Annotated in this window: 15 protein-coding genes; 10 read left to right on the forward strand and 5 right to left on the reverse strand. The window is 57.5% G+C overall.

Features of this window, described 5'->3' with window-relative positions:
* A partial coding sequence (ybeY, locus tag VL547_RS19735) for an rRNA maturation RNase YbeY (protein ID WP_325581150.1) occupies positions 1–508 on the forward strand: 508 nt, incomplete at its 5' end.
* Between the two features lie 57 nt (positions 509–565).
* Here ybeY and VL547_RS19740 read toward each other — a convergent pair.
* Entirely contained in the window at positions 566–1,219 is a 654-nt protein-coding gene (locus tag VL547_RS19740; protein WP_325581152.1) for a hypothetical protein, read from the reverse strand.
* A 151-nt stretch (positions 1,220–1,370) separates the two neighbouring features.
* Here VL547_RS19740 and mnmG point away from each other — a divergent pair, with 151 nt between their 5' ends.
* On the forward strand, positions 1,371–3,239 hold the full coding sequence (gene mnmG / locus VL547_RS19745) for a tRNA uridine-5-carboxymethylaminomethyl(34) synthesis enzyme MnmG (protein ID WP_325581154.1): 1,869 nt from the start codon (positions 1,371–1,373) through the stop codon (positions 3,237–3,239).
* A gap of 48 nt (positions 3,240–3,287) precedes the next feature.
* On the opposite strand, the gene VL547_RS19750 is transcribed toward mnmG, so the two are convergent.
* On the reverse strand, positions 3,288–3,746 hold the full coding sequence (locus VL547_RS19750) for an RDD family protein (protein ID WP_325581156.1): 459 nt from the start codon (positions 3,744–3,746) through the stop codon (positions 3,288–3,290).
* Between the two features lie 86 nt (positions 3,747–3,832).
* Here VL547_RS19750 and VL547_RS19755 point away from each other — a divergent pair, with 86 nt between their 5' ends.
* Together VL547_RS19755 and VL547_RS19760 are read left to right on the forward strand one after the other, a co-directional pair.
* Positions 3,833–4,618, forward strand: a complete 786-nt coding sequence (locus VL547_RS19755) for a hypothetical protein (protein ID WP_325581158.1) — start codon at positions 3,833–3,835, stop codon at positions 4,616–4,618.
* Positions 4,619–4,623: 5 nt separating this feature from the next.
* A complete protein-coding gene (locus tag VL547_RS19760) occupies positions 4,624–5,550 on the forward strand; it encodes a DUF72 domain-containing protein (protein ID WP_325581160.1) in 927 nt (308 codons plus the stop codon).
* Between the two features lie 60 nt (positions 5,551–5,610).
* On the opposite strand, the gene VL547_RS19765 is transcribed toward VL547_RS19760, so the two are convergent.
* From VL547_RS19765 to VL547_RS19775, 3 genes are all read right to left on the reverse strand, one after another.
* The gene (locus VL547_RS19765; RefSeq protein WP_325581162.1) at positions 5,611–5,769 is read right to left on the reverse strand and encodes a DUF1328 family protein; all 159 of its coding nucleotides are present in this window, start codon (positions 5,767–5,769) and stop codon (positions 5,611–5,613) included.
* Between the two features lie 71 nt (positions 5,770–5,840).
* A complete protein-coding gene (gene recQ, locus VL547_RS19770) occupies positions 5,841–7,796 on the reverse strand; it encodes a DNA helicase RecQ (RefSeq protein ID WP_325581164.1) in 1,956 nt (651 codons plus the stop codon).
* Positions 7,793–9,184, reverse strand: coding sequence for a sigma-54 dependent transcriptional regulator (locus VL547_RS19775; protein WP_325581166.1), 1,392 nt, complete (start codon positions 9,182–9,184; stop codon positions 7,793–7,795). Before VL547_RS19775 ends, recQ begins: the two co-directional genes overlap by 4 nt.
* Positions 9,185–9,344: 160 nt before the next feature.
* On the opposite strand from VL547_RS19775, the gene VL547_RS19780 reads away from it, so the two are divergent.
* From VL547_RS19780 to VL547_RS19805, 6 genes are read left to right on the forward strand one after another with little or no spacing between them, the layout of a single operon-like run.
* On the forward strand, positions 9,345–10,043 hold the full coding sequence (locus VL547_RS19780; protein WP_325581168.1) for an ABC transporter ATP-binding protein: 699 nt from the start codon (positions 9,345–9,347) through the stop codon (positions 10,041–10,043).
* A 5-nt stretch (positions 10,044–10,048) separates the two neighbouring features.
* Positions 10,049–12,394, forward strand: coding sequence for an ABC transporter permease (locus VL547_RS19785; protein WP_325581170.1), 2,346 nt, complete (start codon positions 10,049–10,051; stop codon positions 12,392–12,394).
* Positions 12,387–14,789, forward strand: coding sequence for an ABC transporter permease (locus tag VL547_RS19790; protein WP_325581172.1), 2,403 nt, complete (start codon positions 12,387–12,389; stop codon positions 14,787–14,789). Before VL547_RS19785 ends, VL547_RS19790 begins: the two co-directional genes overlap by 8 nt.
* 2 nt (positions 14,790–14,791) lie before the next feature.
* Complete coding sequence (locus VL547_RS19795; RefSeq protein ID WP_325581173.1) at positions 14,792–17,230, forward strand: ABC transporter permease; 2,439 nt, start codon at positions 14,792–14,794, stop codon at positions 17,228–17,230.
* A 10-nt stretch (positions 17,231–17,240) separates the two neighbouring features.
* Positions 17,241–19,676 (forward strand): ABC transporter permease, encoded by a 2,436-nt coding sequence (locus tag VL547_RS19800; RefSeq protein ID WP_325581175.1) that lies wholly within the window; start codon positions 17,241–17,243, stop codon positions 19,674–19,676.
* Positions 19,677–19,679: 3 nt separating this feature from the next.
* The gene (locus VL547_RS19805; protein ID WP_325581177.1) at positions 19,680–22,076 is read left to right on the forward strand and encodes an ABC transporter permease; all 2,397 of its coding nucleotides are present in this window, start codon (positions 19,680–19,682) and stop codon (positions 22,074–22,076) included.

The raw sequence follows: 22,076 nt of genomic DNA on the forward strand, positions 1-22,076 counted from the left end.
CTGTAACTCTTTGTCACTGCAAAGCTACCTTTGTATCAAATTCTTCCATTTACGAATTGCGGAAATACCGCGACCCAACGGCATGATCCAGTTTTCAAATGCAGACGCCCAGGCGCCCCTCCGCGGTAGAAAGGCCTTGAAAGAGGTTCTACAACGTATGTTCGAGCAGGAAAGGCGGCCCCTTCGAACCCTCCAGTATATCTTTTGCACCGACGAATATCTCCTTCGGATCAACCAGGATTTCCTGCAGCACGACTATTATACCGATATCATCACCTTTCAGCTGGGCGATGAGCCGGATACCCTGGGCGTCGAAGGCGAGGTTTATATCAGTATCGACCGGGTCCGTGACAACGCCAAAACCCTGGGGATTCCTGTCGGGAAGGAGCTTTTGCGAGTAATCTTTCACGGGGCGTTGCATTTGTGTGGGTATGGCGATAAGACAGAGGAGGAGGTTTCCTTGATGCGGGGGAAGGAGGAGGAATATATGCGGCTGCTCCCGGGTTGAGGAAATTGTTCCACGGAGAACCGTTTCACATTGAAACTTCGAGTTTTTGACTGTAAATCAATGGGTATCTGCGGCCGTCGCGCTTGGGCCGGGACCGCCATTTTCCGCATGGAACCGTTCGCTAAAAGCATGACCGTCGAGGATAACGGTCAGGGGAACGCCCTCGTTTAGCTGACCGTATTCGTATTCAGAGAACGACGCGATCGTCGTCAGGTAGGAAAGATGCGTCTCTAGGAATGCCTCCTGTCTACTGGCACTTACTTGCTGTGCGGTTTCCAGGGTCTCGATTTTTTGGACCATGAGCCCGCAGACGGAGTAACCGGTCTTGTTGAAAAGGGTTTTAAAGTAGTTTTTTGCGCCCAGAATATCGATCCCCCGGTTTTCCGACCCCAGGGATTGAACCCGGATATTGGTAAAGTTCCAACAAAGGCGGAGCTCCTGTTCATCGAGGAAGTCAAAATAGGCAACGGGCAGGATGTGGTCGAATTGCCAGCTTTCGGAGAAGTTTCCCCACCCTTGTTCACCAGTAAACTGCAAAGCGATCCAGTCCCTGAAACGGAGGATGTCGATACCGAAGAAAGGAGCGTACGCCGCACTCCATCGTTGTTCGAGTACGTAGCGTCGAAGGGCGATCTGCCACTTCCTTTTTTCCCGGAATTTGATTACCGCGTCGGTCACTTCGGGCTGGGGGGTCCACTTCTTTCTTGCCATAAAACAAATATCGGGAAATGTTTCATAGAGAAACTGTTTTTCGTGGAACATCCGCAACGCGCCCATCGCCGCCCCCCGCGCCGCGCCGCCCCCCACAGAGGCTCTAAACCCGCAGTTCCTCCCGCCCCGCGGAAACCCGTAACTTTGCAACATGTTTCCCGAATACGATGTAATAGTGGTTGGCGCCGGGCATGCAGGCTGTGAAGCGGCAGCGGCGGCGGCAAATATGGGGTCGAAGGTCCTCCTGGTGACGATGAACATGCAGACGATCGCGCAAATGAGCTGTAATCCGGCGATGGGCGGGATCGCAAAAGGGCAAATCGTCCGGGAGATCGACGCCATGGGCGGGTATTCGGGTATCGTCAGCGACCGGAGTACGATCCAGTTCCGGATGCTGAACCGGTCGAAAGGGCCGGCGATGTGGAGCCCCCGGACTCAAAATGACCGGATGTTGTTTGCGGCGGTTTGGCGGGAAATGTTGGAGCAGACCCCGAACGTCGATTTCTACCAGGACGTGGTTAAAGGTCTGATCGTCCGACACGGTCGTGTAGAAGGCGTCTTGACCGGATTGGGACACGAGATCAAAGGCCGGGCGGTCGTCTTGACCAATGGCACCTTTCTCAATGGCGTCATCCATATCGGGGAAAAACAATTCGGTGGCGGGCGCGTGGCGGAAAAAGCCGCCAGTGGCATCACCGAGCAATTGGTGGAGCTCGGATTCGAAAGCGACCGGTTAAAAACAGGTACGCCCCCCCGGATCGATGGCCGGAGCCTGGACTATTCCAAAATGACGGAGCAAAAGGGGGACGACGAAGTCGTTGGGTTCTCCTATATGCCTACCCACCGCATAAAAGCGGAAGCGCAGCGGAGTTGCTGGATCACCTATACCAGCCCTGAAGTGCATGACATCCTAAAAACCGGTTTTGACCGCTCTCCTATGTACCAGGGCCGTATCCAGGGTGTCGGTCCCCGGTATTGTCCCAGCATCGAGGACAAGATCAACCGGTTTTCCGAGCGCGAAAGACACCAGCTGTTTGTGGAACCTGAAGGATGGAATACCGTGGAGATCTATGTGAATGGGTTTTCGACCTCGCTGCCGGAATCTGTCCAATTTGACGCCCTGCGGATGGTGCCCGGTTTTGAGAATTGCCGGATGTTCCGTCCCGGGTACGCGATCGAATACGACTATTTCTCCCCGACACAGTTGAAATACTCGCTGGAGACCAAACTATTGGACAATCTTTTCTTCGCGGGTCAGATCAATGGGACGACCGGGTATGAAGAGGCCGCCTGTCAGGGGCTCATGGCGGGTATCAACGCGCACCACAAGGTCACCGGCCAGGATGCATTGATCCTCCAGCGAAGCGACGCTTACATCGGGGTTTTGATTGACGACCTGATTAGCAAAGGCACCGAAGAGCCCTACCGCATGTTTACGAGTCGGGCCGAATTCCGGACGCTGCTCCGTCAGGACAATGCCGACCTGAGGTTGACGGAGCTGAGTTACAGGATGGGTTTGGCCACCCAGGAACGGATGGACCGGATGTTACAGAAAAAAACGGGTGTCGAACAGGTCAAATCCACCATCGCCGAGCTCACGCTGGAGCCGGAGGACGTCAACGTGTTTTTGGAATCGAAGGGATCGGCGCCCCTTACGCAAAAACAACGTACACAACAGATCATACTCAGACCTGGGGTTACCCTGCCCGAGCTCAACCGGGAGGTCCCGAAGGTAGCCTCCGCGCTCCGGGACTTCGACGCGGAAATACTCGAACAGGCTGATATACAACTGAAATATGATGTGTACATCCAGAAAGAGCGGGAATTGGTGGATCGGATGAGCCAGATGGAAAATCTGACGATCCCCGAGAACTTCAACTATGACAAGGTTCATGCATTATCGGCCGAGGCCCGCCAAAAGTTCGGCAGGATCAGACCGGGTACGCTCGGACAGGCATCCCGCATCTCCGGGGTCACGCCAAGCGACGTTCAAATCCTAATGGTTTATATGGGGCGATAAAACGAGCGCCGCGCACTAACCACGCTGCGCGCAAGGGCATGAGGCGCCCTAGATATTCCTAACAACGGTCGTCTGCGTCCACGTATCATGCCACGGAAAACCAAATCCGGAAAAAACCTCGAAAGGAACCAACCGGGAAAGCGACCGGAGCAGCGCGTCCTTGAACGTAATACGTTCCCCCGTGTCATCACGGATAACCCTCGTTCCGGTACACATTTTTCCAATGGTCTTGCCGGTAGCACCCTCCATAAGGGTATAGTAAACGACAAAGATGATCGAAAAGATCAGGATGTTCCGCAGGCGTTCCTCTAACGATGGATGTTGGGCGAAACCGACCAGGCCCGAAAGTGCGAGTAACATCCCGGCGCCGAAGGAAATGACATACAAAATGACATAGTCGATGATAAAATTGGCAAACCTCAGACCGGCGCTTGCGGGAGAAGGAGCCAGCAGGTTTTCAAGGTCGGACGTTACTTCGGTCTGACCCTCGGATTCATGGTAAGTCATGTCTTGAAAATTGTTGTTAAAAAGGCCCCACCCTCGGTGGGAGTAACAATTCACTTCAGTAATTTACAACCTAATCATCATTTTGCTTGAGAACTCTTGTCCGCTTGTTCGTCTTTTGCTTGGGTGTGTCGATGTCGGGTATTTTTGTCGTTGACCGGGCAAACGCCCAGACGATGGTGAAGGGGACCGTGTACGATATCAGCCAGAAGATTCCGTTGTCGGCCGTGACGGTCGTCAGCAAGTCGGGCCCGCAGACCATAACGGATTCTATCGGCAACTATAAGATCATCGTCCCCGATCACGATTCCCTGTATTTCTCCTATCTCGGGAAAAGGTCGCCCTGGTTTGCCGTGGGCGAGATAAACAACCCGTGGAGCTTTGACGTTTCCTTGCGGGTGTATGCACCCGAATTGCCCCAGATCTTTATTGCCGGCCATACCTACAAACAGGACTCCCTGGAGAACCGCGCCGATCTCGAAAAGATATTCGACTTTAAAAAACCGGGTCTGTCGACCACCAGTAACGGACCGGAATCCGGTTCGGCGGGGGTCGGGCTCGACCTCGACGATCTGATCAATTCCTTCCGTTTCAAATACAACGCCCGCCAGAAGGGTTATCAACGGTTCTTCGAATGGGAGGAACACGAAAAATACATCGACCATCGTTTCAGCAAAGCCCTGATTAAGAAGCTGACCAACCTGACCGACGACCAGATCCCCGCCTTTACCAAACAATACCGGCCCACCTACGAATTCATGGAGGGAACCAGCGACGTAGACCTGGGTCTGTACATACAAAAATGCAAGGCAGACTTTGATACCGGCCACCCCTCCTCGGCAGCGGCCATGATGAGTACCTTCAGAACCCGTTGATTGTCATGGACTTTGGTTTTATTCCTGCGACGCAGCTCGACCAGGTGGACTTCTCGCTCCCCGGGGAGCCCGCGGGAAATGCGGCTGTACTGGCGGCGGCCAAAAGCGGGGAAAGAAAACATGGCGCGGGAAAAACGCAGTTGTATATAGGCTGCCCAACCTGGGGCAGAAAGGAATGGATCGGTAAGATATATCCCCAGGGAACTAAGGACGGGAACTTCCTGGATCACTATGTACGCCAGTTTAACGCCGTCGAGCTGAACGCTACGCACTATAAGATTTACACCCCGGGTGAGATTCGCCGCTGGGCCGAAAAAGCGGGGGACCGGCCGTTCCGGTTTTGTCCCAAATTCCCGCAAAGCATCAGCCATCACAGCAACCTGATGGGTGTCGAGACCCTGACGACGGCCTTCCTGGACGGGGTATCCGCTTTAGGGGACCATATTGGCCCGGTCTTTTTACAGCTAAGCGACCAGTTTGCACCTGCCCAGGGTCGGGTCTTGTTCGACTTTTTGCGGACCTTGCCGGCCGGGTTCGTTTTTTTCCTGGAGGTGCGACACCCGGACTGGTTTCTGAACGTCCGGTACCGGCAGGCATTTTTCGAACGGCTGCGGGAATTGGGGATCGGCGCGGTCATCACCGATACCGCGGGCCGGCGGGATTGCGCGCATATGGAGTTGACGACGGCCAGGGCTTTTGTCCGGTTTGTTGCGTACAACCTTCACCCTACCGACTACTCACGGGTGGACGCGTGGGTGGACAGGATCCGGTGGTGGGCCGGACAGGGCTTGCAGGAGCTGTATTTCTTTACGCATATGCGCGACGAGCTCGACTGCCCCGATCTGGTGGCATACCTGGCTGAAAAGCTGACGGAGGCCGGTCTGCCGGTCCAACCGCCGGAGCTGATTTCGTCCCAGGGGAGCTTGTTCTAGGGCACGCAGCGCACCGGGTCGCGGAAAGCGCCATGCCCCACGCGGCGCGGGCGAAGAGCGCTACACCCTCCTACCCCCAATGAGCGAAAGCAGGAACAGCACGATAAAAATAAAAAACAGGATTTTCGCGATGGTGGCAGCGCCGGCGGCGATACCCCCAAACCCGAAAATGGCGGCGACGATCGCGATGATCAGGAAGGTGACGGTCCAACGTAACATAGCTTAGCGGTTGATGATGAACAAAGGGTTGACTATGCTAAAAAAACATAAAGCATGCCAGCACAGCTTCGTTATTTCCCGCGTTTGACGTTCATCCGTCCCTGTAAACCCTGCGTAGCGCAAAAGTCCACAACACATTGTAAAAAGGCCTCCCCATATTTCCGGAGCTTCACCGCGCCAAAACCGCTGATACGCTCCAATTGGTCGGGCGTCTGGGGAAGATAGACCGACAGCTCGTTGAGGGTGGCGTCGGAGAAGATGATATAAGGAGGCATGTTTTCCGCGGCCGCCAATTGGCGGCGCAGCTGTCGCAGCTCCTGGAAGAGCGCCTCCTCCCGGGGAGGAATTTCTACGGGCTGGTCAACCGCGTGGTCGCCGGAGGCCGGCGTGGACGGCGTGGACGGCGCTAAATCTGGCGTGCGCACGGACCCGAAGTCCGGCCGGACACCTGCAGCGCCCGATGTGGAAGCCGTTCGCCCCCGCCCGCGCGCGCCCTTCTTTACCGGCGCCGAAGGCGCCGCAGCCGACACCAAACTAACCCTTTCCCCACCCCGAAGAACCGCTCCGCTCCGCGCGCTGAGTGTCAGCACCGGGTATTGTCCATCGGTTTGTCCGAGAAAGCCTAACTGTATGAGTTCCTTTATTATGCCCCGCCATTGTACCGCGCTGAGGTCTTTCCCGACTCCGTAAGTGCGAAGCTCCTGGTGCCAGGGTTTGACCGTTTCGGCGCCGCGTAAAAAGTCGATGACATAGCCGATACCAAAACGCTCCTGTAAACGGGAGACGGCGCTGAGCACCTTTTGCGCGGCCTCGGTGGCGTCCGTCCGGGTTCGGGTATCCAGACAGGTATCGCAATTGCCACAGGGAGGCTCATAATCCTCCCCGAAATAATTGAGCAGGAACTGGCGGCGGCAGGCCGTCGACTCGCAATAGTCCGCCATTTTGCGGAGCTTGTCGGTCAGGATTTTTGTCTGGGCCTCGTTGTCCTCCACCTGGACCATTTTACGGAGCTTGAACAGATCGGCGCCGCTATAAAAAAGGACGGCTTCGCTGGGCAGGTCGTCCCGCCCGGCGCGACCTGTTTCCTGGTAATAACCTTCCAGGTTTTTGGGGAGGTCGGCGTGTATGACGTATCGGACGTTGCTTTTATTGATGCCCATCCCAAAGGCAACGGTGGCCACGATGACCCGGATGTCGTCCCGGAGAAAGGCGTTTTGACGCTCGTCCCTGGTCTCGGTCGAAAGCCCGGCGTGATAAGCGGCAGCCGAATAGCCCGCGGCCGAAAGTTTCTCCGCCAGCTCCTCCGTTCCGGACCGGGAAAGACAATAGATGATCCCGGCGTCCTCCCGGTGGGCGTCTATATAGGCGATGATCTGGTCGACATAATCCTTTTTGGGAAGGACCCGGTAGGCAATATTCGGACGGTTGAACGAGTTCTCGAACAGCCGGTACTCTTTCAAACCGAGCCCGGCAACGATGTCCAGCCGCGTACGGTGGTCCGCCGTCGCCGTCAGCGCTACCAGGGGAACCGAGGGATAGCGTTCCTTGAGTTGATTCAGCGAACGGTATTCCGGCCGGAAATCGTGACCCCATTGACTGATACAATGGGCTTCGTCGATGGCGAACAGCGATACGCGGACACCGCTAAGGAAAGAAAGCAACGATCCTTCCCCCACCAAACGCTCCGGCGCGACATACAATAATTTTAGCGAGCCCGACGATAACTGGTCGAAAACCTGACGCTGCTCGAAGGCGGATAGCGAAGAATTGATATACGCCGCGGGTATACCCAGCACCCTCAGCGCATCCACCTGGTCCTTCATCAGCGCTATCAGCGGAGAAACGACAATGGCCACGCCCTCCCGCGCCAGCGCCGGGATTTGATAACAGATGGACTTCCCGCCACCGGTGGGCATAAGGGCCACGGTGTCTTTTCCCTCGAGGACGTGCTCGATGATTTCCTGCTGGTTGTGCCGGAAAGCCGTATAGCCGAAGTGGTGCCGGAGCAGCCCTAGAATGTCGCTCATAACCCGAATTTCTCCATCCGCCGGTAAAGGGCCGCCCTGGTCAGTCCCAATTCATTGGCGGCCTTGCTGATGTTGCCCTTGTGTTTTTCGAGGGCGGTCTTGATCAGCTGCTGCTCCATCGCCGACAGGTCCAGGGCGGCGCCACCCGCCGCGGTCTGTGCCGCGCCGGTGCTGGGTACCGCCGTCTTGGACAAATGTAAGTCCGCTTCCCGGATCTCATCCTCCTCCGCCATGATCACCGCCCGCTCCACGACGTGCTGGAGCTCCCGGATATTCCCCGGCCACGGATAGCGTAAGAGCGCTTCCCTGGCGTCTTTGCGCAGGCTTAGGTTCTTCCGGTACTTGGTGTTGAACTGGTGCAGGAACTGTTCCGCCAGCTGGGGGATGTCCTCCGTCCTTTCCCGGAGCGGCGGCAACGTCAGCTCCACCGTGTTGATACGGAAAAGCAGGTCTTCCCGGAAGGTGCCTTCCCGGACCATCTCATAGAGCGGCATATTGGTTGCGCAGATCAGGCGGATGTTCACCTTACGGCTGCGGTTCTCCCCCACCCGGCTGATCGTGCGGTTTTGCAGGGCGTGCAGCAGCTTGGATTGCAGGTGTAGCGGCAAGTTGCCGATTTCATCCAGGAACAGCGTGCCGCCTTCGGCCAGCTCAAAACGGCCGGCCTTGTCCTCACGGGCATCCGTAAAGGCGCCCTTGGCGTGCCCAAAAAGTTCGCTTTCAAATAAATTAGAATGAAGGGCGCCCAGGTCCACGTGTATAAAAACCTCTTTGGACCGGGTGGACAGCCGGTGAATTTCCATGGCCGTGACCTGCTTTCCGGTACCGTTTTCGCCCAGGATCAGGAAGTTGGCGTCGGTTGGGCCGGCCTTACGGATGGTATTCAGTACGTCCGACATGGCTGCAGAGTGCCCGTTGGACATTTGCATAGGAGTGCCCATCAAGTCGTTTTGGAGACTTTCCGTGACCTGTTCGGCTTTCTGGAGCTTCTTGGACGCGGAGCGGAGCTTCCAGCCGGCGTTGAGCGTGGCCAGGAGCTTTTCATTGCTCCACGGTTTGAGGATAAAGTCGGTGGCGCCCGACTTCAGGCTTTCCACCGCCAGCTCCACGTCGCCAAAGGCGGTCATAAGCACTACGATGAGCGTGGGATCGGTCTCCTGGAGGAATTTCAGCCAGTACAGCCCTTCTTTCCCGTCGTTGGTACCCTTCCGGTAGTTCATGTCCAGCATGACGATGTCGGTTTCGCCCTGGGTCACGATACCATGCAGCTCCCGGGGGTCCTGGCAGATTGCCACGGACTGGAAATGCTGCTTGAGAAAGAGGCGCGCAGAGACAAGGATGTCAAGGTCGTCGTCGACGATGAGGATGCCGGCTGGGATTTTCTTCATAAGAATATAAATGTCCGATTTTGAACAAAAAAACTGTCCGTTTATGAACAATTTATTTCCCACCCAAAAGAGGTATGCCTGATTATCAATGTTTTGCTACAATGAAAAATCCGGGGCACGGCAATAGGGCCGTTAAAAAGGGCACGCAAACTAAACCGCCATGATCACCATCCAGCACCTTACAAAAGTCTATCGGACGGAAGAGGTAGAAACGACCGCCCTTCAGGGCGTGTCTTTCTCCGTGGAACCAGGGGAGTTCGTAAGCATTATGGGGCCTTCCGGTTGTGGAAAAAGTACGCTGCTCAACGTGCTGGGTTTGCTTGATATGCCGGAAAACGGTACATACGAATTCAACGGTACCGAACCATTGAAACTAAATGAACGTGACCGGTCGAAATTCCGGAAACTCAACATCGGCTTCGTCTTCCAGAGTTTTAACCTGATCGACGAGCTGACGGTATACGAGAACGTCGAGCTGCCCCTGATCTATGCGGGCGTACCTTCCTCCGAACGCAAACAACGGGTGAACGACATGCTGAAACGGATGAACCTGGGCCACCGGAGCGCGCACTTCCCGCAACAGTTGTCGGGCGGGCAACAGCAACGGGTCGCCGTTGGCCGGGCGCTTATCAACCGCCCCAACCTCATCCTCGCGGATGAACCCACGGGAAACCTGGACAGCTTCAACGGGAACGAGGTCATGGAAATCCTGTGCGAATTGAATGAGGGCGGCACCACCGTCATCATGGTCACCCACTCCTCCCACGACGCCAGTTTTTCCAAACGGATCGTATATATGAAAGACGGCCAGATCGTCACCGAGAGGATTAACAAGGAAAAAATCGCCGAACCAATCTAATAGCCATGTTTGCAACCAACCTGCGCATCGCCCTCCGCAACCTCTGGAAGTACAGGGGATTTTCATTGGTCAACGTGCTCGGGCTGTCCATCAGCCTGGCGGGTTGTATCCTGATCATGTTGTATGTGTTCTATGAGCGCAGCTACGACCATTGGAACCCCCGGGCAGCCAATGTGTACCGCTTGCTGCGGGTCGACCCGAACGGGGACATCGGCGCATCGATGGTGGGCGAGCTCGCGCCTATCCTGAAGGATCGGCTGCCCGAGATCACGGACTATTCCCGCTTTCACTATTGGGAAATGGGCAAGCGGCTCGTCGTCAACGGAGACAAGAGCGTGTATGTGGACCACGTGCAAGGCGTGGACTCCACCTTTTTCCGCTTATTTCCCTATACGCTGATCGAAGGCGATACGGCGTCGGCCCTGAAAGAAACCAACATGGTCGTCATCAGCGACCTCGTGGCTAAAAAACTTTTTGGGGATAAGCCGGCCATCGGAAAGGTTATTTACTGGCAAGCCAAAAACCCCGTCATCGTTTCGGGCGTCTTTAGAACGCCATCGACACCCACGCACTTCCAGGCCGACATCGTTCACAAGCTCAACAGCAAGGGGGACGGATGGTTCAACTGGAACTTCTACTCCTACATCGCCGTTCGTCCCGGGACCGACATCAAACGCCTGGAAAGCCGAATCAGCCAGGAAGTGAACCGGTTGCCCGAGATGAAGGACGACAATGCCTCCGCCGCCAAACAACGATTCAAGCTGATCCCTTTGACGGATCTATACTTCCGCACCGACATCCACAATGACTTTGTCCTCCATGGGGATGCGAAGATGCTGCGTTTGTTGATCGGGATAGCCTTGTTGTTGCTCGTCATCGCCTGTATCAACTTTACGAACTTCAATATCACCCAGTCGATCCGCCGGTCCAGGGAGACGGGGATGCGCAAGGTGCTCGGCGCGCAGCGGTATAGCCTCGCGCTCTATTACCTGTTGGAGACGACGCTCCAGGTGCTGGTCGGCCTGGTGCTGGGCCTCGTCATCGCGGAGCTGTTCCTACCCTCGCTGGGCAGCCTCCTCGGTGTGAAGCTTCACCTGTTCGACGGCGGCGCCTGGAAGAACCTCTGGGTCGCCCTGGCCATCGGGGTCTTGGTCATCGGCGCCAGCGGCGGATTTGTAGCCTACCACATCAGCGGGCTGGAACCGGTCCGGGTGATGAAGGGCGAATATCAGGGTAAGGGACGCGGCGCGATGATCCGGAAGATGCTCCTCATCGTACAGTTCGCCTTTGCAGCCCTGGCCGTCGGGTCGCTCCTGGTCATTCACCACCAGGAACAATACATGGAGCGGCTGGATCCCGGTTTTCACAAGGAGCAGGTAATCGTGGCCGAGGTGCATACGAGCGTGGCCCAACACTGGGAAGAAACCAAAAACCGCCTGTCGTCCCTGCCGGGCGTCAGGATCGTCAGCAAGGTCAACTACCTGCCAGGGGACAAGGAAATGCAGGTCATCGGTTCGGACGTACAAGGTGAACACGTGGATGGCTTGGACGTAGTGACCGTAGGCTATGATTATTTCGAAGCCATGGGTATGCAATTGAAAAAGGGCCGGTTCTTCAATAGCTCTTATGGCCTCGATTCCAATTCGCTCATCCTGAACGAAACCGCCCTCAGACACTATAAAACGCCGGTCCTCGGCCATCCCTGGCTCAACAAGATGACGATCGTCGGTATCGTAGGCGACATCAACCAGCGGGGTTTTGAAAGGGCCGCGGAGCCAACCGTCTACCAGATCGAATCGGACAATACCAACCCCTGTACGCACGTCATCCTGAAAGTGGACGGAACCAACCTGCCCCTGACCATCAAGCAACTGACGGCCGCCTGGAAAGAAATAGAACCCGGTTTCCCCCTGGAATACCACTTCCTGGACGAGCAATTCAACCGGATGTACCAGAAATACCGGGAGATGGACACCCTGTTCACCGCCTTTTCCAGCCTTACTCTGTTGATCGCGCTCCTTGGCATCTTCGTGCTGAGCGCCTTTATCGCGCTGCAGCGTACTAAGGAGATCGGTATCCGGAAGGTCCTGGGCGCTTCCGTGAACGGCGTCATCACCCTCCTCAGCCGGGACTTCCTGATCCTGGTACTGGTCGCCAACGCCATCGCCCTCCCGGTAATTTGGGTGCTGGGACGACAATGGCTCCAAAGTTTCGCCTACCAGGACGGCATGCCGTGGTATGCCTTTGCGGGCACCGTCGCGCTGACCCTCCTGTGCACCCTTGTCACCGTTTCCATACAAGCCTGGAAGGCCGCCGTGGCCGACCCGGTCAAAGCCCTGAAGTATGAATAAATTCTTCAGGACACTCCGCCGCCAAAAGGAATTCGCCCTCCTGAACGTGCTGGGTCTGGGGGTTGGGATCGGTTCCGCGCTGGTACTCTTCCTGCTTGTCCGCAACGAGCTGAGTATCGACCGGTACCACAGCAAGCTGGACCGGATATACCGGGTGGTCAGTACCGAGACCTACCGGAACGGGACCACCGACTTCGACGGGAACGCCCCCCCGCCCCTGGTGGATGGACTTAGGGCGGAATTCCCCGAAGTAGAGGCCGCCGGCGACGTGATCCGGCAAGGGATGCAGGTGACTATCCCGGGCGCCACCGAGAAAAAATTCCAGATCGACGCCGATTTCGTCGACCCCGCCGTTTTTGAAATCTTTGACATGCCCTGGATCGAGGGCAACCCCAAAACCGCGCTGAACGATATACAAACCATGGCCATTTCCCGGACGACCGCGGAGACCTGGTTCGGGCGGTGGCAGGACGCCATCGGCAAGACGGTCCTGATGAATGACAACCGTCGACCCTTCCGTATCACGGGTATCATGGCGGACCCTCCCGCCAATACGGACGTGCCCATAAAGATCGCCCTGTCGTTCGCCACGTACCGCAACGACCGTCCGGGTACGTTCACCGAGCCGGGCAGCTGGGACAATTTTAGCAGCAGCGTCCAGTGTTATTTCCTGTTAAAACAAGGGGCGACGATCGCCTCCATGAACCGGCGCCTGCCGGCATTCGTAGCCAAACACTATACACCGCTCTTCGAACACTCCGACAGCCGGGACTCCAGTTTTTTCCAGCCCCTTTCCGAGATGCACTTCGACACCCGGCTGGGCCGCCCCGGGCCGGACGGCTTGTCGTACACCAACCTGATCGCGCTGGTCCTCATCGGTTGCTTTCTGTTGCTGGTGGCCTGTATAAACTTCATCAACCTCGCCACCGCGCTTTCGGTCAACCGCGCCCGTGAAATCGGCGTCCGGAAAGTCCTGGGGAGCAACCGGAACCAGCTGCTGGCGCGCTTTATGACCGAAACCGCCCTCCTCGTGCTGTGCAGCGCCCTGATCGGGTGCGTCCTGGCCGAGCTGGCCCTGGGGCCGGTTTGCCGGCTGCTCGGCGAGCAGATTGGATGGAACGCCCTTTTTGCGCCGGCGACGCTGGTGTTCCTGCTGACGACGATCTTGGTGGTGACCTGCCTGGCGGGTCTGTACCCGGGCATGGTCATGGCGGGTTTCAACCCTATCGGGGCGTTGAAAAACAAAATTACCAGCCGCACGGTTGGCGGTATTTCGCTACGACGCGGCCTGGTGGCTTTCCAGTTCGTCACGGCCCAATTGCTGATCATCTGCACCCTGGTGGTGCTCCGGCAGCTGCACTATTTCAACAGTCGCCCGATGGGTTTTGACAGGAATGCCATCGCCGAAATGTACGTACCCTTCGCCAATCAGCGTCTGCCCGGTTTCAAAAACGACGTGCTCCAGATTCCCGGCGTCGAAGCGGCCAGTTTTTCCAACGGCGCTCCCGCCACCAATTCGATATGGTCCAGCGGATTTATATACGATACGCATGTGGTGCAGGAGGGCTTCGAGGTCATTTACAAATTCGGCGAAGCCGATTATCTGTCGACCTATCATATTCCCCTGGCAGCGGGCCGGGCGCCGTATCCGTCAGACACCATCCGTGAAACGGTCGTCAACCAAGCCGTCGTCCGCGAACTGGGGCTGCGCTCCGATGACGATATCCTGGGTAAAACTATCCGGGTCCCCTACGACAACAACGCCAGGATGACGGTAGTGGGCGTCGCCCGCGACTTCGTGACGACGTCGATGATAGACCGGATCAAACCGATGCTCCTGATGACCGACAAAAGTCAGTACTATGAAATGGGCGTCCGGATCGACGCGGACAAGATCGGGCAGGTGATGCCCAAAATACGGTCGCTGTATGAGAAGACCTTCCCGGAACGTATTTATGACGCCCATTTCCTGGACCGCCAGATACAGGACTACTACCAGAACGAAGTCAAAGCCGGGACGCTCTTCAAGGTGTTCGCCGCGCTCGCCATCTTTATCTCCTGTTTGGGTCTCTACGGCCTGGTTTCCTTCATGGCGGCCCAGAAGACAAAAGAGGTCGGTATCCGTAAGGTATTGGGCGCTTCGGTGCAAAGCATCGTATACCTGTTTTCGAAGGAATTCACCATATTGGTGGCGTCGGCCTTTGCGCTGGCGGCGCCGGTGGGGTACTACGTGATGCACCAGTGGCTGCAAACCTATTATTTCAGGACAAACATCAGCTGGGACATCTTCGCGCTGGCCATCGCCGCTTCCATCGTGATCGCCTGGGCGACGGTGGGTTACCGGGCGGTGCGCGCCGCGCTGACCGATCCTGTCAAAGCACTCAAATACGAATAGCCATGATCCGAAACTACCTCAAAATAGCCGTCCGCGCGCTCTGGCGCAAAAAGACCTTCGCCTTCCTGAACATCCTCGGGCTCGCGGTGGGTATGGGCTGCGCCCTCATCATCTTCCTGGTCGTTCGTAACGAACAGAGCTTCGATACATTCCATTCCAAAAGGGACCGTGCGTATCGTCTCGTCACCGACCTCAAGCTACGGTCGGGTGACGTGCAGCACTATGGGGTGACCACCATTCTTGCACCGGACGCCTTCCGGCTGACTTTCCCTTCGGTGGAGGCGGTTGCCGCCACCTGGAGGATCGGAGCCGCCCAATTTTCGATCCCCCACACGGGAACAAACCGGCAATACAAGGAGCCGAACGGCGTCTTTTATATAGAGCCGTCATTTTTCGATATCCTCGACTTCCCCTGGCTACAGGGCAGCCCGGCGACCGCGCTGAAGGACCCCTATACGATGGCGGTCAGCAAGTCCATGGCGGATAAATGGTTTGGCGACTGGCACAAGGCGGTTGGCCAGACGGTGCTGTTTGGAGACGACCGTTTCCCGGTGGCTATCACCGGTGTGCTCCAGGATCCCCCCGCCAATACGGACATCCAGTTGAAGATTGCGATCTCTTATGCCACTTTCCGCGTCCTGAACCGGGCCGATTTCGCGTCACCCACGACGTGGGGCTCGATGGGAAGCTCGTCGGAGTGTTTTGTCCTCCTCCACCCGGGCCAGGACCCCAAAACGATCGAGGCCGGTCTGCCCGCCTTCTCCAGGAAAAATTACGCCCAGACCGATGGCGAAGGTTCAGCCGTCACCACTAACGTGCTCGTCCCCTTCAAGATCATGCACGCCGACGACCGCGACCGGTATGGCGACCCCAACCTTTCCAATAGCGAGCTGTGGGCGCTGGGGCTGATCGGGTTATTCCTGGTCGTCGTGGCGTGTATCAATTTCGTGAACCTGTCCACCGCCCAGTCCACGGCCCGCTCCAAGGAGATCGGCGTCCGGAAGGTACTGGGGAGCAACCAGCGCCAGCTCCTTACCCAGTTCTTCATGGAAACCGCGCTCCTGACGCTGGTCGCCATGGTCCTGGCGTGTATCCTTACCGAGCTTTTTCTACCCGCGGTTGGCCGGTTGGCTAACCGGGAGCTGACGCTGACGCTTTTCCAGGTGCCGCTGGCCTTGCTTTTCCTGTTGGGAACCGGGGTGGTGGTGACCTTCCTGGCGGGTTTTTACCCGGGGCTGGTACTGGCCGGCTTTGACCCGGTGGATGCCATAAAAAGCAAGCTGCACACCGCCGGCCGGGGTAGCATTTCCCTGCGGCGGGGCTTGGTCGTGCTGCAATTCGTCATAGCCCAGCTGCTGATCATCGGCACCCTCGTGGTGATCAAGCAAATGACATTATATCGCAATCGCCCCATGGGTTTCGACCGGAAAGCCATTGCCCTGGTCGGGTTGCCGTCCGATAGCGTAGGCGTCGGGCGATACCTGTATTTCAAAGAAAAAGTCAGCCACCTTCCCGGCGTCTTATCGGCCACCCTGGCGGATAGCCCGCCGTCGACCGAGGACTCCTGGAACACCGACGTATTTTTCGACACCCGGCCGCAGCCGGAGGGTACCTCCATCATGGTGCGCTATGCCGATACCGACTATATCCGTACGTTCCACATGCAAATGGCTGCCGGACGACAAGCCTATCCGTCAGATACGATACGCGAGGTCGTCGTGAACGAAACCGCCGTAAAAATGTTCGGGCTTCACTCCGATGAAGAGGCGATCGGCCGGGAGCTCCGTTTGGGCGGAGTGGGCAGGCACCTCCCGATCGTGGGTGTGATCAAGGATTTTAACGACAAACCGCTCAACGACCTGCAGGGGATCCGTCCGTTGGTCGTCGCACCCGCCACCAAGGGCTACAACCTGCTGGCGGTTCGTTTCGACCCGCAGCACCCCGAAGCCGGTCTGCAGTCCGTGGGTGCGGTCTATGGCGAGGTTTTCCCCGAGCACGTATTCGACCCAACATTTTATGACGACGTCCTGATGGACAACTATCACACGGAAGCCACGGCGGGCAAGCTGTTCCGGCTGTTTGCCATACTGGCGATCCTTATTTCGGTCCTGGGGTTGTACGGGTTGGTCTCGTATATGGCCGCACAAAAGACAAAGGAGGTCGGGATCCGGAAGGTGCTCGGCGCCTCGGTTCAGAGCATCGTCTTCCTGTTCTCCAGGGAGTTCACGCTGCTGGTCGGCATCGCATTCCTGATCTCGGCGCCGCTCGGGTATTACTTCATGCACCAGTGGCTGAACGGCTTTTACTACCGGACGCCGATCGGCTGGGAGGTCTTTGTGGCCGCCATCGCGTTGTCCATCCTGATCGCCTGGGCGACCGTGGGTTACCGCGCCCTGCGCGCCGCCCTGGCCGATCCCGTCAAAGCCCTCAAATACGAATAAAACCATAGCCATGCAACAACACGAATGGAAAGTAACCTTTCGGAGCCTGTGGAGGAAAAGGACGCTCTCTCTCCTCAACATCGGCGGCCTGGCCGTGGGGATTGCCGCGGCGACCGCGATCTTTATCGTGGTCACCAACGAGCTGAGCTTCGACGCGTACCACACCAAAGGCAAACGGATTTACCGGATGCTCACGCAGTACAACCAGAAAGACGGGACCCTCGTCACCCACGCGTCGATCCCCTTGCCGGAGCCCGACGCCCTGCGGGCCGAGTTCCCCGAGTTCGAGGCCGTGGCGCATATCTACCAAGTGAATGACATACCTTTTATCGTCTCGGACGAGAAGCGGTTTAAGATGGGTCAGGAGGACAACGTCTTTTTCGCCGGTCCCGAGTTTTTCCGCATGTTCGACGTCCGGTGGCTCGCCGGACGACCTGAAACCGCGCTAAAGGAACCCCGGACGATGGCTATCAGCCAAAGCACCGCGAAGAAATGGTTTGGCCGATGGCAGGACGCCATGGGTAAGACGGTGATCACGGGCCAGAGCCACCGACCGTTCAAGATCACCGGGATCGTCGAGGATCCCCCCGCCAACACGGACGTGCCGATGAACGTGATCCTTTCATACGAAGACTGGCATTCCCGGAACCTCGCGGAGTTGACCGATGGTCGGAATTGGGGGGGTATTACGTCTTCTTCTTCGGTGTTCGTCCTTTTGCGTCAAGGCACGGATACAGCTGCGGTGTCGTCACGGCTGAAAGACTTTTCCACCCGTCATTTCGCCGCGGCCAACGGGAACAACGGCAACATGCACGCGAACTGGCAGCCGCTCAGCGCGGTGCACTTCGACGAGAAGGACGGCAACTACGGACCCGGGGGTCTAACCACCAGCGACCTTTGGGCGCTGGCGGTCATCGGGCTGTTCCTGATCGGGGTAGCCTGTATCAACTTCGTCAACCTGTCCACCGCCTACGCGGTCAACCGCTCGCGCGAGGTGGGCGTGCGCAAGGTCCTGGGGAGCAGTCGCGCTCAACTCCTGCGGCAGTTCTTCCTGGAGACCGCGGTGCTCGTGGGTATCGCGCTGGTATTAGCATGTATCGTCCTGGAGCTGTGTCTGCCTTCGCTCAGGGCGATGGTGGGCAAACCCGGTCTGTCCTTTAATTGGTGGAAGCATCCGTCGATCGGCGTTTTCATGACGGTCATCGCTATCGCGGTCATATTCCTTTCCGGCGCTTACCCCGCCCTGGTCCTGTCTGGTTTTGACCCGATCGAGGCGATCAAGAACAAGATCACCACCGGCAGGATCGGCGGCATTTCTCTGAGACGGGGACTCGTCGTGGTACAGTTCGTCGCGGCCCAGCTGCTGATCATCGGTACGCTGGTAGTCGTCCGGCAAATGAAATTCATGCGTGACCAGCCATTGGGTTTTAAGCCGGACCAAATCGCCATGGTCGGCATACCCGGCACGGATTCCGCCAGGGCGAAATACGGCGTTTTGAAAAACGAAGTCCTGCGGATACCCGGGGTTCGGGAGGCCGCCTTTTGCGACGGACCTCCTTCGGAGGACGGCGGCTGGTTCACGTCGATCCGGCTGCAGGGTGAAACCGAGGCCCGGGACTGGTCGTTGGGTATGCGCTTCGGGGACAACGACTATTTGTCAACCTTTGGGATGAGGCTGCTGGCCGGTCGCTATCCCGACAACAGCGATACGCTGAGGGAGCTCACCCTCAACGAAACCGCCACGCGTTTGCTCGGCTTCCACAAACCTTCGGATGCCGTCGGCAACCAGATTTTCTTTGGCAACGGCAATGGCCCCGGCCATCTCATCGTCGGCGTGGTGCGTGAATTCCACGACCGCCCGCTGAAAGATTCCATCGACGCGGTGATGGTAGCGCCCCTGGCCTTCCGGTACGAACAGGTCGCGATCCACCTGGACGCCGCCCATACGGGCGAAACCCTCGACCGCATCAGAAAGGTCTACCAGTCGGTTTACCCCAACGAGGTGTTTTCCTATTCCTTCTTCGACACCGACATCGAGGGCTACTATAAGCCCAGCCAGGTCGCCGCCCACCTGTTCCAGCTCTTTTCCCTGCTGGCAATCTTTATTTCCTGCCTGGGGCTATACGGTCTCGTCTCCTTTATGGCGACGCAACGCACCAAGGAGGTAGGCATCCGGAAGGTGCTGGGGGCATCGGTGCAAAGTATCGTCCTGCTCTTCTCCAGGGAGTTCACCCTGCTGATAGGCATTGCGTTCGTGGTGGCTGCGCCGCTGGGTTATTATTTCATGAACGGGTGGCTGCACAAGTTCTACTTCCGCGCCCCCATCGGCTGGATGGTGTTTGCGCTGTCCATCCTGTTATCCATCATCATTGCCTGGGCGACCGTGGGCTACCGTGCGCTGCGCGCCGCCCTGGCTGATCCCGTAAAAGCCCTTAAATACGAATAGACTATGATCCGCAATTACTTCAAAATAGCGTTGCGCTCGCTCTGGCGCAAACGGGGGTTTTCCCTCCTCAATATCCTCGGTCTTTCCGTGGGGATAGGGGCCGCCCTCGTGCTCTTCCTGATCATCCGGTTCGAGCTGAGCTTCGATACCTACCACGCCAAAAAGGACCGGATCTATCGGGTCGTTACCCATTCGTTCGGCGGTCCGGAGGGCGACCACCTGTACCAGGGCGTGCCGGTTCCGCTGGCGCCGGAGCTCCGGCAGTCCTTCCCACAGCTGGAAAAGGTGGCCTGCACCTTCGGGATCATCAACCCACAGTTCACCATTACCCGGCCGGGTCAGGAGGACCTGATGGTCAAGGAAAACGCGGGCGTCACCTACGTGGAGCCGGCCATTTTCGGGATTTTCGACCAGCCCTGGCTCGCGGGTGACCCTGCGTCGCTGTCGGAGCCCAACACCGTGGCGATCGACGCTTCCGTGGCGCGGAACTGGTTTGGAAGCTCCGATGCGGCTATGGGCAAAGTCGTCCAGATGGACCGCAGCACGCCCCTGACCGTAACCGGGGTGATGACCGATCCCCCGGACAATACCGACCTGGCGATACGGATCGCCGTTTCGTACGCAACGTATGCCGGCCGCACCGGCACCAACTGGCACAACTGGATGGGGAACTTCAATTGTTACGCCCTCCTGGGCAAAGGACAGCATATCGAACAGGTTGAGCGTAGTATCGACGCGTTTGCCGCCAGGTTCTATGACAATAAAGGTCCGGGTGAAAAAGAATCCTTTGCCTTTCAACCGTTGAGCCAGGTCCACTATGACCCCCGGCTCGGTACTAATACCGGTAAGATAACGCCTCCCGGGCTTTTGTGGGGGCTGGGTCTTGTCGGCGCCTTCCTGGTGCTGATCGCGTGCATCAACTTCATCAACCTGGCTACCGCGCAGTCGGTCCAGCGCTCCAAGGAGATAGGGGTGCGCAAGGTGCTGGGCAGCTCCCGCAAATCGCTGGCGGCCCAATTCCTCGGCGAGACCGGCGTGATCGTTTTCCTGTCGCTCCTTTTAGCCTGTATCATGGCGGAGCTGTCCCTTCCCTATTTCCGGCAGCTGCTGAACGAACCCATCTACCTGAACATATCGGATCACCCCTCCATCCTGGTCTTCATTTTGCTCATGGGGATAGCGGTGACCCTGCTGGCCGGACTCTACCCTGCCCTCGTCGTTTCCGGGCTCAACCCCATCCGCGCGATCCGGAACGCCTCGGCGACGGGGAATGCGCGGGGTCGTTTCCTGCGCCGCGGGCTGGTCGTATTCCAATTCCTGATAGCCCAGCTGCTGATGGTGGGGTCGATCGTGATCATGGAGCAGATACACTTCCTGAAGAATATGCCGTTGGGTTTTGACAAGGAGTCGGTGGCGTTGGTGAACCTACCCACGGACAGCCTCAGTCAAACCCGGTTCCCGTATACACAACGGCAGATGGAAGCCATTCCCGGTGTGCAGTCGGTCAGTTTGTGCCTGGATGCACCCTCCGCCCGCCGGACGATGACGACCAGCTTCACCTTCGAGACTAAAATGCCCGACTTTGGTATCGTGATCCGTTTTGCGGACACGGCGTACTTCCGTACGTTCCACCTCGGACTGGCGGCTGGCCGGTTGCCGTTTGCCAGCGACACGATGCGCGAAGTCCTGGTTAACGAGACCGCGGCTCGCCAGCTGGGTTTCAAGGACGCCTCCGGTATACTCGGCAGGAAGATCGACGTCATGGGCGGAAGCTTTCCTATCGTAGGCGTAATGAAGGATTTCAGCAGCTCGGCCCCGATGAGCGCAATCCCGCCCCTGATGTTGTCGACCAACCTGAGCTACTACCAATACATAGCCATCCGGTTCGATCCGCGACAGGGCGGGCGGGTGATGGCCGCCGTTCAGAAGCAGTGGAAGGACGCCTTCCCGGGATATGCGTATGAACAGCATTTCATGGACGAAAACGTCGCCAAATATTTCACCTTGTTGAGCGCGATGGAAAAGCTGATACGGATTTTCGCATCGATTGCCCTGATCGTGTCTTGTCTGGGTTTGTACGGACTGGTCTCCTTTATGGTGGTCCAAAAGACAAAAGAGGTGGGTATCCGCAAAGTCCTTGGCGCCTCCGTCCAAAGTATCCTGGTTTTGTTCTCCCGGGAATTTACCCTGTTGATCGGCCTCGCGTTCCTCGTGGCTGCGCCGGTTGGTTATTGGCTGATGCATATGGCCCTGGCTAACTTCGCCAACCGGATCACCATCGGCTGGGACGTCTTCGTCTGGGTGATGGGGAGCTCCATCCTGGTTGCCTGGGTCACGGTGGGTTACCGCGCCCTGCGCGCCGCCCTGGCCGATCCCGTAAAAGCCCTTAAATACGAATAG

Source organism: Dinghuibacter sp. (assembly GCF_035492835.1).
Taxonomy (GTDB): domain Bacteria; phylum Bacteroidota; class Bacteroidia; order Chitinophagales; family Chitinophagaceae; genus Dinghuibacter.

Coding starts and splice junctions, on each gene's coding strand:
- recQ (WP_325581164.1), bottom strand. CDS start 7,796: ATGAGCGACATTCTAGGGCTGCTCCGGCACCACTTCGGCTATACGGCT.
- VL547_RS19760 (WP_325581160.1), top strand. CDS start 4,624: ATGGACTTTGGTTTTATTCCTGCGACGCAGCTCGACCAGGTGGACTTC.
- VL547_RS19800 (WP_325581175.1), top strand. CDS start 17,241: ATGCAACAACACGAATGGAAAGTAACCTTTCGGAGCCTGTGGAGGAAA.
- VL547_RS19775 (WP_325581166.1), bottom strand. CDS start 9,184: ATGAAGAAAATCCCAGCCGGCATCCTCATCGTCGACGACGACCTTGAC.
- VL547_RS19780 (WP_325581168.1), top strand. CDS start 9,345: ATGATCACCATCCAGCACCTTACAAAAGTCTATCGGACGGAAGAGGTA.
- VL547_RS19795 (WP_325581173.1), top strand. CDS start 14,792: ATGATCCGAAACTACCTCAAAATAGCCGTCCGCGCGCTCTGGCGCAAA.
- mnmG (WP_325581154.1), top strand. CDS start 1,371: ATGTTTCCCGAATACGATGTAATAGTGGTTGGCGCCGGGCATGCAGGC.
- VL547_RS19750 (WP_325581156.1), bottom strand. CDS start 3,746: ATGACTTACCATGAATCCGAGGGTCAGACCGAAGTAACGTCCGACCTT.
- VL547_RS19790 (WP_325581172.1), top strand. CDS start 12,387: ATGAATAAATTCTTCAGGACACTCCGCCGCCAAAAGGAATTCGCCCTC.
- VL547_RS19765 (WP_325581162.1), bottom strand. CDS start 5,769: ATGTTACGTTGGACCGTCACCTTCCTGATCATCGCGATCGTCGCCGCC.
- VL547_RS19805 (WP_325581177.1), top strand. CDS start 19,680: ATGATCCGCAATTACTTCAAAATAGCGTTGCGCTCGCTCTGGCGCAAA.
- VL547_RS19740 (WP_325581152.1), bottom strand. CDS start 1,219: ATGGCAAGAAAGAAGTGGACCCCCCAGCCCGAAGTGACCGACGCGGTA.
- VL547_RS19785 (WP_325581170.1), top strand. CDS start 10,049: ATGTTTGCAACCAACCTGCGCATCGCCCTCCGCAACCTCTGGAAGTAC.